Source organism: Streptomyces sp. NPDC089915 (assembly GCF_040684675.1).
Classification (GTDB): Bacteria; Actinomycetota; Actinomycetes; order Streptomycetales; family Streptomycetaceae; genus Streptomyces.
In genome coordinates this window covers 88,679-101,572 of record NZ_JBFBGN010000007.1, presented here as the reverse complement: position 1 = coordinate 101,572, position 12,894 = coordinate 88,679, and the positions used below count along the sequence as shown (strand labels likewise).

The window sequence follows — 12,894 nt, the reverse complement described above, 5'->3', positions numbered from 1 at the left end:
GCCCGGGGGGGGGGGGGCCCCCCCCGCCCCCGGCCCCGCGCGGCCCGGGGGCCCGCCGGCCGGGGGTGACCGGGCGGCGGGCGGGGCCGGAGGGCCGTTACAGCGAGCCGTGGAAGGTGCGATTCAGGACGTCGAGCTGCTGGTCCCGTGTGAGGCGGACGAAGTTGACCGCGTACCCGCTGACGCGGATGGTCAGCTGCGGGTACTTCTCGGGGTGCTCCATGGCGTCCATGAGGGTGTCGCGGTTCAGGACGTTGACGTTCATGTGGAAGCCGTCGACCGACATGTAGCCGTCGAGGACGCCCGCGAGGTTCCTGATCCGCTCCTCGGGGGTGCGGCCGAGACCGTCGGGGGTGACGGTGTTGGTGAGCGAGATGCCGTCCTCGGCGTCCTCGTAGGGGAGCTTGGCGACGGACAGGGCCGAGGTGACGTAGCCGTGGGTGTCGCGGCCGTTCATGGGGTTGGCGCCCGGGGAGAACGGCTCGCCGGAGCGGCGCCCGTCGGGGGTGTTGCCGGTCTTCTTGCCGTAGACGACGTTCGAGGTGATCGTCAGCACGGACTGGGTGTGCTCGGCGCCCCGGTACGTCTCGTGCTTGCGGATCTTGCGCATGAACTCCTCGACCAGCCACACGGCGATGTCGTCGACGCGGTCGTCGTTGTTGCCGTAGGCGGGGTAGTCGCCTTCGACGAGGTAGTCGGTGGCGAGGCCCGTCTCGTCGCGCACGGCGGTGACCTTCGCGTGCTTGATGGCGGACAGGGAGTCGGCGGCGACCGAGAGGCCGGCGATGCCGCAGGCCATGGTGCGGCGGACGTCGCGGTCGTGGAGGGCCATCTCGATGCGCTCGTACGCGTACCGGTCGTGCATGTAGTGGATGACGTTCAGGGCGTGGACGTAGGTGCGGGCGAGCCACTCCATCTGCGTGTCGAACCGTTCCATGACCTCGTCGTAGTCGAGGACGGCGGTGGCCGGGACGGCGGTGCGGGGGCCGACCTGGGCGCCGGACTTCTCGTCGCGGCCGCCGTTGATCGCGTAGAGCAGGGTCTTGGCGAGGTTCACGCGGGCGCCGAAGAACTGCATCTGCTTGCCGACGGGCATCGCCGACACGCAGCAGGCGATGGCGGTGTCGTCGCCGAAGCGGGGGCGCATGAGCTCGTCGGACTCGTACTGGACGGAGGAGGTGTCGATCGAGACGCGGGCGCAGAACTCCTTGAAGCCCTGGGGCAGGCGGGGCGACCAGAAGACGGTCATGTTGGGCTCGGGGGCCGGGCCGAGGTTGTAGAGGGTCTGGAGGTAGCGGAAGGAGGTCCGGGTGACGAGGGGGCGGCCGTCCTCGCCCATGCCGGCGATGGACTCGGTGACCCAGGTCGGGTCGCCGGAGAACAGCTCGTCGTACTCCGGGGTGCGCAGGAAGCGCACGATGCGGAGCTTGATGATGAAGTCGTCGACGAGTTCCTGGGCCGCCTCCTCGGTGAGCAGGCCGGCCTCGATGTCGCGCTGAAGATATATGTCGACAAAGGTGGAGGTGCGGCCGAGCGACATGGCCGCGCCGTTCTGCTCCTTCACGGCGGCCAGGTAGGCGAAGTACAGCCACTGGATGGCCTCGCGGCCGGTGCGGGCCGGGCCGGAGACGTCGTGGCCGTAGGAGGCCGCCATCGCCTTGAGTTCGGCGAGGGCGCGGATCTGCTCGGAGAGCTCCTCGCGCAGGCGGATGGTCTCCTCCAGCGAACGGCCGCCCGCGGGCAGGGCGTTCAGCTCGTCCTTCTCCTCCTTCTTGGCCTCGATGAGGCGGTCGACGCCGTAGAGGGCCACGCGGCGGTAGTCGCCGATGATGCGGCCGCGGCCGTACGCGTCGGGGAGGCCGGTCACCACGCCCGCCTTGCGGGCGGCGCGGATCTCGGGGGTGTAGGCGTCGAAGACGCCGGCGTTGTGGGTCTTGCGGTACTCGGTGAAGACCTTCGCGAGTTCCTCGGAGACCGGGTAGCCGTAGGTGTCCAGGGCGCCGGCGACCATGCGCCAGCCGCCGTTCGGCATGATCGCCCGCTTGAGGGGGGCGTCGGTCTGGAGGCCGACGATCAGGTCCTTGTCGCGGTCGATGTAGCCGGGGGCGTGCGCGGTGATCGTCGAGGGGATGTCGTACGCGATGTCGTAGACGCCCTTCTCGCGTTCCTGCGGGAACTTGTCGGTCAGGGAGTCCCACACGGCGGTGGTGCGCTCGGTGGGGCCGGCGAGGAAGGAGTCGTCACCCTCGTACGGGGTGTAGTTCTGCTGGATGAAGTCGCGGACGTCGATGGCGTCGCGCCACAGTCCGCCCTTGAAGCCGTCCCAGGCTCCGGTGTGCATCGTGGTTTCCGCAGGGGTGGCAGTCATGGCCGGCACCTTCCGAGTCGCCTCATCGCTTGTCTCCATTGCACGCCCTTTGATCGATCATTTGGGGCCGCGATGGTCCTGAGTAGGGGCCCGAAGGTCCTGCGGCCTTCGGGCCCCGATTGCTTCACACACCGTTTGAGCTGCGGGTTTATGAGGGGACCAAAGTCCCTCGTGCGCTTGTGAAAGCTTTCACAAATATCCGCGCGGGTCGCCCTTAATCGGATGATCCGATGCATGGCGGCGCCTGTGGACAACCCGGCGCCCGCCCCGGACGGCCCGGGCAGCATGGAGGCGTGGAACGGGACCGGCGCGGGGAACGCGGGTCAGCTGGGGGCTTCCGCGCCGGGCCGGGCGTAGAACCACCAGGCCACGACCACACAGCTCGCGTAGAAGCCCACGAAGCCCCACATCGCACTGGTCACGGCGAAGTTGGCGAACATCGCCGGGATGAAGAAGAACCCGTAGGCGGCGATTCCCGCGGTGAAACCGGTCACCGCTCCGGACTCGATCTCCGCCTGCTTCAGGGCCGCCGCGTACTGCGGGGTGCCCTCCGCCAGGCCCTTCAGGTGCACGCCCCGGAAGATCACCGGGATCTGCCGGAAGGTCGAGCCATTACCGACGCCGGAGAAGAAGAACGCAGCCAGGAAGCAGAGGAAGAAACCGTGGAAGGAACCCGAATCCGAGCCGCCGGGCAGGAAGTTGATCACACCGATGATCGAGGCTCCCATGCCCGCGAACGACAGGATCGTCACCCGGGCCCCGCCCAGCTTGTCGGCGATCCAGCCGCCCGCCCAGCGGGCCAGGGCGCCCAGCGCCGGGCCCATCCAGGCGTAGGTCGCCACCGAGTACGCCGGGAAGGTGGTCTTGATGAGCAGCGGCAGCGCCGCGGCGAAGCCGATGAAGGAGCCGAAGGTGCCGACGTAGAGCCAGGTCATCACCCAGTTGTGCTTGCGCTTGAAGATGATCTTCTGCTGGCTGAAGGGGGTCGAGGCGACCTTGAGGTCGTTCTGCCCGAACCAGGCCACGGCCGCCAGCACGACCACCACCGGGACCCAGACGAAGGCCGCGTTCTGGAGGTAGATCTCCGAACCGTTCGCCTTCTTCTGGCCCGCGCCGATCGCCAGCACCGACGAGGTGATCAGGATGGGCGTCAGCAGCTGGACGACCGAGACGCCAAGGTTGCCGAGGCCGCCGTTGATGCCGGTGGCGTTGCCCTTCTCCTGCTTGGGGTAGAAGAAGCCGATATTGGCCAGGGAGGAGGAGAAGTTCGCGCCGCCGATACCGCACAGCGCGGCGATCGCGACCATCGTGCCGTAGGAGGTGTCCGGGTCCTGCACGGCGAAGCCCAGCCACAGCAGCGGGACGATCAGCACGAGGGTGGAGAGCGCGGTGAAGCGGCGCTGGCCGACCATCGGGCCGAGGAAGGTGTAGAAGACGCGGGCGGTGCCGCCGGTGAGGCCGGGGATCGCCGTCAGCCAGAACAGCTGCGACTGGGAGAAGCCGAATCCGACGTCCTTCAGGTTGGTCGCCGTGATGCTCCAGACCTGCCAGACCACGAAGGCCACCAGGAGCGCCGGTACCGCGATCCACAGGTTGCGGGTCGCGACCCGCTTGCCCGTGGACTGCCAGAAGGACGGATCCTCCGGCCTCCATTCCGTGATGGCGCGGCCCGGGCGGTACTGCGCCGGGTCGGCCAGTACCTCCGGCGCTTGCTGGGTTGCGGTGCTCATGGCGTCGTCCTGAACGTCGAGGAGGGGCGTGACCCTTCCAGGCTCTGCCCGCGGGCGCCCCGCGCGGCAGGGGCGAACGTCGTGCGGGCGGCGGGACAAGGTCCCGCCGCGGGCAGTGCGTTGGTCGGTCCGCCGGCGCCCGCGTCCGCCCGGGGTACCCGTGCGGTGTGGGCCGCGCGCCTCGGCTGCCGGGCGGCCGGCGCCTGGTGTGCTGGGCGGTATGACGTACGTACCTATGACCGCCCGCAGCCGCGACGAGGGCCACCGGACCGCGACCACCCTGGAGCTGTTCTTCGACCTCTGCTTCGTCGTCGCGATCGCCCAGGCGGGCCAGCGGCTGGTGCACGCGCTGGCCGAGGGGCATCCGGGCAGCGGGCTGGTCGGCTACTTCTTCGTCTTCTTCGGCGTGTGGTGGGCGTGGATGAACTTCACCTGGTTCGCCTCCGCCTACGACTGCGACGACGTGCCGTACCGGATCGCGACGCTCGTGCAGATCGCCGGGGTGCTCGTCTACGCGGCGGGGGTGAGCCGTGCCTTCGACAACAACGACTGGACGGTGGCCGTCGTCGGCTACCTGATCATGCGCGTGGCGCTGACGGCGCAGTGGCTGCGGGCCGCGGCCGGGGAGAGCGGGGCCGGGCGGGCCTCGGCGCTGAAGTACGCGACGGGTCTGCTGCTGTGCCAGGCGGGATGGGTGGGGCTGCTGTTCGCACCGGACGACTGGAAGCGCTGGCTGTTCCTGGTGCTGGTGGTGGCCGAGCTGCTGGTGCCGGTGGTCGCCGAGAGCAAGTACCAGACGCCGTGGCACGCCCACCACATCGTGGAGCGGTACGGGCTGTTCACCATCATCGTGCTGGGCGAGACGATCGCCGCGAGCACGGTGGCGGTGAAGTCGGCCCTCGACGAGCACGAGGCGCTGGGCGAGCTGCTGCCCATCGCGGCGGGCGGGCTGCTGATCGTCTTCGCCGCGTGGTGGATCTACTTCGCGGTCCCGATGCACGAGCGGCTGAACTCCAACCGGGAGGCCATCCCGTGGGGCTACGGCCACCTGGTGATCTTCGGTTCGGGTGCGGCGATCGGCGCCGGCATCGAGGTGGCCGTGGAGCACGCGGTCGGCAAGGCGCACATCTCGCAGGTGGCGGCGAACGCGGCCGTGACCGTCCCGGCGGCCGTGTTCCTGCTGATGGTGTGGCTGCTGCACTCGCGGCACTTCAAGCGGGGGCTCGCCCAGCAACTGGTCCTGCCGCTGGCCGCGGTCGCGATCCTCGCCTGCACCTGGGCCGGTTCGTACGCCGTGCTGTACGCGGGGCTGGTCGCGGCGGGCACCGTGGTGGTGGGGATGGCCCTCTCGGTCCGCTCCGCGCCGGCCACCGCCTGAGGCGGCGGGGCCCGGGGCCGTCACCCCCGTGGCGCCGCCACCGTTCTCCAGCGCAGGACGCCACGGCTACGGGCGACGGCAAGAGAGGCACCTCGGATGACACTCCCCTCACAGAGACTCGGTACCGGCCCCGGCGGGGAACTGGCCGAGCCGGGCTTCTGGCAGCGGCCCCCCGCCGACCGTCTCGCGGCCTTCGCCCGCCTGCGGGCCCTCGGCTCCCCCGCGTTCGTCCCGGAGGGCGGTGGCCGCGGCGGCCACTGGGCGCTGGTGCGGCACGCGGACGTGCAGGAGGCCAGCCGGCTGCCCAAGGTGTTCGCGAGCGCCCCCGGGGTCACCACGCCGGAGCCGGCCCGCTGGGTGCGGGCCCTGTTCGGGGACTCGATGGTCAACCTGGACGGCCCGGACCACGCGCAGCTGCGGAAGATCGTGCAGCGGGCGTTCACGCCCCGGCTGCTGGCGGCCGCGGAGGAGGACATCCACGCGGTGGCGGCGCGGATCGTGGACGACGTGCTGGAGCGGCGGCCCGAGGAGTTCGTCTCGGCGGTGTCCTCGCGACTGCCCCTGGAGGTCATCTGCAACATGATGGGCATCCCGGAGCGCTACCGGGCGGAGATCGCCGACCGGGTCAACCACGCCTCGGAGAACATCGGGGTGGAGCGCGGTCTGGCGTCGCGGCTGCGGATGCCGGGGCGCGGGCTGCGGGCGCTGGCCCGGATGCAGCGGATGGTCGCGGGCATCGGGCGGGAGCGGCGGCGGAACCCGTCCGACGACCTGATCTCGGCCCTGGTGTGCGCGAACGTGGACGGGCAGGCGCTCGGTGCCCGCCAGTTGGGGGCCTTCTTCAGCCTGCTGATGGTGGCGGGGGTGGAGACCACCCGCAACGCCATCACCCACGGGCTGACCCTGCTGACGGACTTCCCCGCCCAACGGGACCTGCTGCTGTCGGACTTCGAGAAGTACGCGGACGGCGCGGTGGACGAGATGATCCGGCACTCGACGCCGATCATCCAGTTCCGCCGGACGGTCACGGCGGAACACACCCTGGGCGGGCACGTGTTCGTCCCGGGGGACAAGGTGGTGCTGTACTACGCCTCCGCCAACCGTGACGAGGCGGTCTTCCCGGAGCCGGACGCCTTCGACATCACCCGCTCGCCCAACCCGCACCTGGGCTTCGGCGGCGGCGGGCCGCACTTCTGCCTGGGCGCGCATCTGGCCCGGGTGGAGATGAAGGCGCTGTTCCGCGAGCTGCTGACCCGGCCGGTGGGGCTGCGGGCGGTGGGTCTGCCCGATCTGGCGGGGTCCAACTTCGACAACCGGGTCCGCTCGCTGCGCTTCGCCTTCGAGTGCCCGGCGGCGCCGTAGGGGCCCCGGGGAGGGGCGGCCGGCCGGGGAAGGGGCCGGCCGCCGGGCAGGCTGGGGGCCCGGCGGCCGGAGCGGGGCGGCGACCGCCGCCGCGGCTACTTCTGCAGGGTCTGCACCGCGAGGACGCAGTGGGCGCTGCTCGTCAGCACCGCCTCGTCCCCGGCGAAGCCCTGGAGCAGCTCCGGCGTCACGACCTGGCCCGGGACGGCCTCGGGCCAGGCGCGGGTGGCGAACAGGAAGTACGCCTGCCCGCTCTCGTTCGCGGCGGCGACCCACTCCGGCGGGGCGGTGCAGGTGGCGTTCAGCCCGGGCAGGGTCAGTGCGATCTGGTCGTCGGCGAGCAGGATCTGCACGGGGAAGGTGCGCGGGGTGCGCGTGCCGTCCATGACGACGTCGCCGATCTGCAGGCCGATCTCCTCCAGCAGCCCGCGGGCGGCCGCCTCGCCGCCCTCCCGGCCCTGCGGGCCGTCGCCGAGGGTGTAGGCGATGAGGTACGGGACGTCGTGGCCCTCGGAGGGGTCACCGATCCAGGCGAGGACGGAAAGGGTGCCGAGCAGGGAGCGGTCGGTTTCGGCTTGCGTTGAAGTCATGCGCCGCACCTTAGTGCTCTCCCGCCCGGGCCTTTCACGGCCTTTCACCCGGGCGGACTACACCGCCCAGAATCCACCTCCGGAATTCGGCCGCATGTTCGCGTCCTGATACTGGAGCCGCACAATGCGCTGGTTTTCCGGAATTTCGAACACCACCCACCCCTCGGCCCGTTCACCGACCGCGAGGGAATCGAAGACGAGGGGTTTGCCGGTCGTCAGTTCACCGGTGCGCACCGCCGGGTGGCGCTTGCCCGCGCCGTCGTACGCCCACACGCGCCCGAGCGCCCCGTACGAGGCCCCGCCGACGTTGACGAACGACATCGAGGCGGCCACCCAGCGCTTCCCGGCGGGCGGCGCGTAGTTGGGTTCGACGCTGACGGCGGGGTCCACGAACGCACCGAGCAGCACCTGGAGGTGTCGACCCACCTCCCGCCCTTGCACCCGTACGGAGTCACCCACACGGGCGTCCTTCGCGGCGCCGGCCGCCGCCTCCCGGTCGGGGGCGGCGGGCTCCTCCTCGGCGCCGGGCACCCCGTCGTCGGCGGGGACGGCCGGGGCCGCGCCCGGGGCCGCGGCCGGGGCCGACGCCGCGCCCTCGGGGGCGCTCTGGCAGGCGGTGGCGGTCAGCAGCAGGGCGGGCAGGAGCGCGGCGGCGGCGAGCACGGAGGCGGTGTGACGCATACGGGGACCCCTTCGGGGATCTTCGAAAGCAGGCGTTTCCGGGGATATCTTTCGGCCAGTCTCACGCGCCCGAGCGGGGAATTGCACACACCGACACGAGCGCGCGGACCGAGTTGCCCGCCAACTGCCAGCACAATGCGTTCCGGCGGAATCCCGCCACCCGCACCCACCCCCGGAGGAACAATGTCCACCGCTGCCCGCCGAATGGCCCTGACGGCCTTCTCCGCCCTGGCCGCCACCACCCTGTTCGCCACCCCGGCCCTGGCCACCGTTTTCCACCAGGGAATTTCCATGAGGTCGCAGGCCCACATCAACCGGCAGGGCGAGGTCTCCCTTTCCGGCACCTACCACTGCGAGCTCTCCCCGACGTCGGGGTCGGTCCAGGTCAAGGCCACGGTCGTCCAGGACGGCAGCCGCCTGAGCATCGGCGCCGGCGAGGTCTTCTGCGACGGCCGGGAGCACCACTGGAAGGCGGTGAGCCCGCTGACGGCCGGCCTGCACGCGGGCCCCGCGCGGGCCGTCGCGGAGCTCCAGGAGATCCACATGTCCGGGCTGATGCCGCGCGCGCTGAGCACCGTCGCGCAGGACGAGCAGGTCATCGAGGTGGTCGTCGACCACCGGTAGCGCGGGTGACAGGCCGGCGGGGTCCGGTAGCCGCCGCTACCGGCACTCCGGGGCGACGCCCGTCATCGACATGAACGCGACCGTCTGGCACCCGGGGTCGCTGTGCGGCCGCCCCGTCGTCCAGTCCACGACCGCCTGCCCCCCGGCCGCCAGCAGCAGCACGAGGAGCGTTACCACGACGCCCGCGACCGCACCCCTGTTCAGGCGGCGCACGGCTCGTTCCGGAAGCCACGCGGAAGACCACGCTTCGGTTTCATGGCGGCATCATCACCCCGCCCCCCGCATCCCACAACTCGGCGTGACCACCCGGTCACACCATGGGCCCCGGTCGCCGGTCACCCCGTGCCGCGCACCGCGCCGCCCGCGTCGAACTCGCACCACACCGCCTTGCCGTCGCCCCGGGACTCCACCCCCCAGTGCGTGGCCAGCGCGTCCACCAGCAGCAGCCCCCGCCCCGTGGTGGCCGCCTCGCCCGGCGAGCGCCGCCGCGGCCACACGCTGGAGCGGTCCTTGACCCACAGCCGGATCCGCCGCACCGGCTCCGGCAGCACCTCCATCGTCAGCACCGCCCCGCCGTCCGTGTGCAGCAGGGCGTTGACCAGCAGCTCCCCCGCCGCCAGCTCCACGTCGTCGGCCAGCTCGGCCATGCCCCAGTCGCGCAGGGCCTGCCGCAGGGCGTAGCGGGCGTCGGAGAGCCCCTCGGGGTCGGCCTGGTGGACGTACTGGTGGATCCGGGGCGCCCGGTGGGTGCCCGGGTCGGGGGCCCGCCGCAGGACGAGCAGGGCGACGTCGTCGCCGGAGCCCCAGCGCTCCCACAGCCGGTCGGAGAGGTGGTCGGCGAGCTCCCCCGGGCTCTGCGGCCCGCTGCGCACGGCCTGGGCCAGGGCGTCCATGCCGGCGGTGATGGTGGAGCCGGGCTCCTCGACGAGCCCGTCGGTGCACAGGACGAGGGTCTCGCCGGGGACCAGGTCCAGCCGGGTCTCGGGGAACTCCTCCTGTTCGAAGGCCGAGGCCAGCCCCAGCGGCAGGCCGCCGCGGACGTTGGGCCAGCCGGTACGCCCGTCCGTGTGGCGGATGAGCGGGCCGAGGTGGCCCGCGCGGACGGCCCGTACGCCTCCGGTCTCCAGGTCCACCTGGGCGTACATGCAGGTGGCGAAGCGTTCGGTGTCGAGTTCGGCGAGGAAGCGGGAGGCCCTGGCCAGCACGGTGGACGGCGGGTGCCCCTCGCCCGCGTAGGCGCGCAGCGCGATGCGCAGCTGGCCCATGATGGCGGCGGCGTGCGTGTCGTGGCCCTGGACGTCGCCCACCACGATCCCGACGCGGTCGCGGGGCAGGGAGATGACGTCGTACCAGTCGCCGCCGACCTCCCGCCCGCTCCAGGCGGAGTGGTAGCGGACGGCGATCTCCCCGCCGGTGATCTCGGGGATGCGGCGGGGCAGCATCGAGGCCTGGAGCCCGGTGGCGAACTCGCGCTCCTGGTCGAACAGGAGGGCCCGCTGGAGGGACTGGGCGACGATGCCGGCCAGGCCCAGGCACAGGTTCTGCTCCTCGGGGCTGAACTCGGTGCGCTGCCGGTAGAAGAGCACGAGCCCGCCGATGGCCCGGGCCTGAGCGATCAGCGGCAGGTAGGCGGCGGCGTCGAAGCGGATGCGGCGCAGGTAGTCGGCCAGCAGGGGGAACTCGTCGGCGAGGGCGGCGAGCGAGGTGACGAAGCGCGCCTTGCGGGTGATGACGGCCTGGGACAGGGGCAGGGATCCGTCCAGCCGGGTGAACTTGCGTTCGTCGAGGATCTCCAGGGACTCCCCGCTCAGCGCGATGATCTTGATGGCCTCGTTCTCGACGAGGCCCAGGGCCAGCCCGTCCGCGCCGAGCCGTTCCAGGGCGCCGGCGCCGGTGAGGGCGGCCGTCACGTCGTCGACGGTCACCGCCCGCGACAGGGCGTCGGTGGTGCGCTGCACGATGGCCGCCTGCTGGATGCGGGCGTTCTCCAGTTTCCGCAGCACCGTGGCGTGGGCGAGCTCGGCGGTGGCGTCGCGGACGATGCCGACGATCCGCCGGGCCCGGCCGTCGGGGTCGCGCAGGACCCGGCCCTGGGTGTGGGTCCACTGGTCGCGGCCGTCGCGCCGGCGCACCGTGAAGTAGGAGCCGTACGTGTCCCCGCCGCCGTCGAGCACGCCGGTGACGGTGTCCTGGAGCCGGGCCGAGTCGTCGGCCGGGATGCGCAGGCCCAGGCCCCGGGGGGTGTGGTCGAACTCGTCCGCCTCCAGGTCGAAGACGGCCAGCCCGGCCTCGTCCAGGGCGAGGGCGCCGCTGTCCAGGTCCCACTCGAAGCTGCCCATGCCGTTGAGCGCGAGCCGCTCCCCGGGGCCCGTCAGGGGCCCGGGCCCGCCTTGTCCCCCGGCGTCCCGCTCCGCCGCTGCCACCAGACTCACACCACCTAACGGCCGGGCCAGCACGGCTGCGAGATCAGCCGCTCCCACTCCTCGTCAGGATGCCCCGGAAGGGTGCGCCCGGCCTCCTGCCAGCGCTTGACGAGGGAGAGGTAGATCGCCGCCGGGTCCGCGGAGCCCGCTCCCCGGTAGGGGCCGGGGGCGTACCCGCCGGAGCCGTACTGGCTCCCCCCGTGACCTCCCCCGTACGCGCTTCCCCCGTACGGGCCTCCCCCGTACTGTCCCGCTCCGTACGGCTTGGCCGCGGCCGCCCCGGACGGGGGCTGTTCCCCACGGCTGGCGGGAATGCGCACCCAGCCCCGGCCGCCCTGTGCTCGTTCCGCGCCCATCGCGGACCCCTCTCAGGTGGATCTCAGCGTAGATACGTCTCCGGATGCCCGGCGGGGGACCGGACCGGCCGGACCCCGCCGGTCGAGCCCGGCAGCGGACCCCGCGCGCCGAGGCGCTTGCGGACTCCCTTCACCAGTCTCCCCGCCGTGAAGCCCGCGCCGTGCACGAATCGCATGGAAGGTCCGAATGAGGGAGCCGTCAGCAGCCCCGCGAAGAACAGTCCGGGCCAGGAGGACTCGAATCCGGGGCTCAGCTCCGGCGCGTCCGACCCGCCCACGGTCGCCAGCGCGGACCGCAGCCCGGCGTCCAGGAGGTCCAGGCGCGCCAGCCGGGGGGAGAAGCCGGTCGCGGCGATGACGTGCGCGGTGTCCAGGACGACGGACTCCCCGTCCGGCGAGGTCAGCCCGAGCCGGGTCCGGCCGCCGGCCGCCACCGCCCGGTGCAGCCGGTGTCCCATGAGCGCGGGCACCCGCCCCTCGAAGCGGTCACGCAGCCACCAGGCCCCGGCCGGCCCCAGGGCGGTGGCGGCGATCCGCTCCCGCGTCGGCGCGGGCAGTGCGCGCACCGCCCGGGGCAGCTCCGACCACACCCAGCTGCGCCAGCCGGTGCCGAGCCCGCTGTGCGGGTCGCGCAGGGCCCGCGGCAGCGGCCGCCGCAGGGGCTGCGGGACGGTGTTCCAGTTCAGCCGGGAGCGGCGGGCCACCAGGCACGGCCGGGCCCCCGTCTCCGCGAGCAGCGCGGCGGTCTCCAGGGCGGCCTGCCCGGCGCCGAGGACGGCCACGTCCTGCCCGGCGAAGCGGGACAGGTCGCGGTGGCCGCTGCTGTGCGAGCGGTGGGACGGGGGCAGCCCGCGCAGCGGCTCCGGGTAGCGGGTGAACGGCATCACCCCGACGGCCAGGGCCACCGTACGGGCGAGCAGCGGCGGCCCCTCGGCGGTGCGCACCCGGAAGCCGCCGCCCTCCGGGGCGACCTCGGTGACGGTGGTCTCCTCCACCTCGGGCAGGCCCGCGTGGCGGGCGAACCAGAGGCCGTACGCGCTGAAGGTGCCGATCGGCAGCGGGCTGCCGTGCTCCGCCGCGAGGCCCCGGGTGGCGCAGTACTCGGCGAGGGTGTAGCGGCCGCCGGGGGCTGACAGGTTGGACGACCAGGGCTCGGACTTGAGGTACATGCCCTCGGGCATGTGGTCCCGCCAGGAGGCCATGGGCCGGCCCAGCACCCGTACGCCGAGCCCGGCCGCCGCCGCGTGCGCGGCGACCGACAGCCCGTACGGGCCCGCGCCGACCACCACGAGATCGTCCATCCGCCTCACGGCCGCTCCTCATCCTCCAGCACGACCGCCGTCGCATGACGGCGCGTCACCAGACCGCCGGAGCACCGTCAC

At 72.5% G+C, this 12,894-nt stretch carries 11 protein-coding genes; 3 read left to right on the top strand and 8 right to left on the bottom strand.

Features of this window, described 5'->3' with window-relative positions; genetic code table 11:
- Nucleotides 1–97 precede the first annotated feature (97 nt).
- Nucleotides 98–2,368 (bottom strand): formate C-acetyltransferase, encoded by a 2,271-nt coding sequence (gene pflB / locus AB0O29_RS04255; RefSeq protein ID WP_365145792.1) that lies wholly within the window; start codon nt 2,366–2,368, stop codon nt 98–100.
- Nucleotides 2,369–2,691: 323 nt separating this feature from the next.
- Nucleotides 2,692–4,098, bottom strand: coding sequence for an MFS transporter (locus AB0O29_RS04250; RefSeq protein WP_365145789.1), 1,407 nt, complete (start codon nt 4,096–4,098; stop codon nt 2,692–2,694).
- A gap of 220 nt (nt 4,099–4,318) precedes the next feature.
- Between AB0O29_RS04250 and AB0O29_RS04245 the strand changes: the two genes are divergently transcribed.
- Complete coding sequence (locus tag AB0O29_RS04245) at nt 4,319–5,476, top strand: low temperature requirement protein A (protein WP_365145786.1); 1,158 nt, start codon at nt 4,319–4,321, stop codon at nt 5,474–5,476.
- A gap of 96 nt (nt 5,477–5,572) precedes the next feature.
- Complete coding sequence (locus AB0O29_RS04240) at nt 5,573–6,838, top strand: cytochrome P450 (protein WP_365145783.1); 1,266 nt, start codon at nt 5,573–5,575, stop codon at nt 6,836–6,838.
- 95 nt (nt 6,839–6,933) lie between these two features.
- On the opposite strand, the gene AB0O29_RS04235 is transcribed toward AB0O29_RS04240, so the two are convergent.
- Complete coding sequence (locus AB0O29_RS04235; RefSeq protein WP_365145780.1) at nt 6,934–7,428, bottom strand: DUF5949 family protein; 495 nt, start codon at nt 7,426–7,428, stop codon at nt 6,934–6,936.
- Between the two features lie 57 nt (nt 7,429–7,485).
- Nucleotides 7,486–8,109, bottom strand: a complete 624-nt coding sequence (locus AB0O29_RS04230; protein WP_365145777.1) for a hypothetical protein — start codon at nt 8,107–8,109, stop codon at nt 7,486–7,488.
- Nucleotides 8,110–8,292: 183 nt separating this feature from the next.
- Between AB0O29_RS04230 and AB0O29_RS04225 the strand changes: the two genes are divergently transcribed.
- Nucleotides 8,293–8,733 carry a DUF6299 family protein gene (locus AB0O29_RS04225; RefSeq protein WP_365145774.1) on the top strand — a complete coding sequence of 147 codons (441 nt, stop codon included), beginning with the start codon at nt 8,293–8,295 and terminating at the stop codon, nt 8,731–8,733.
- A 36-nt stretch (nt 8,734–8,769) separates the two neighbouring features.
- Here the strand turns inward: AB0O29_RS04225 and AB0O29_RS04220 are convergent, their stop codons facing one another.
- The 4 genes from AB0O29_RS04220 to AB0O29_RS04205 all read right to left on the bottom strand — a co-directional run bounded on the left by AB0O29_RS04220 (nt 8,770) and on the right by AB0O29_RS04205 (nt 12,813).
- A complete protein-coding gene (locus AB0O29_RS04220; RefSeq protein ID WP_365145771.1) occupies nt 8,770–8,946 on the bottom strand; it encodes a hypothetical protein in 177 nt (58 codons plus the stop codon).
- Nucleotides 8,947–9,068: 122 nt separating this feature from the next.
- Nucleotides 9,069–11,156 carry a SpoIIE family protein phosphatase gene (locus tag AB0O29_RS04215; RefSeq protein ID WP_365145813.1) on the bottom strand — a complete coding sequence of 696 codons (2,088 nt, stop codon included), beginning with the start codon at nt 11,154–11,156 and terminating at the stop codon, nt 9,069–9,071.
- A gap of 14 nt (nt 11,157–11,170) precedes the next feature.
- Entirely contained in the window at nt 11,171–11,512 is a 342-nt protein-coding gene (locus tag AB0O29_RS04210; protein ID WP_365145768.1) for a hypothetical protein, read from the bottom strand.
- Nucleotides 11,513–11,535: 23 nt separating this feature from the next.
- Complete coding sequence (locus AB0O29_RS04205; protein ID WP_365145765.1) at nt 11,536–12,813, bottom strand: NAD(P)-binding domain-containing protein; 1,278 nt, start codon at nt 12,811–12,813, stop codon at nt 11,536–11,538.
- Between the last annotated feature and the right edge of the window lie 81 nt (nt 12,814–12,894).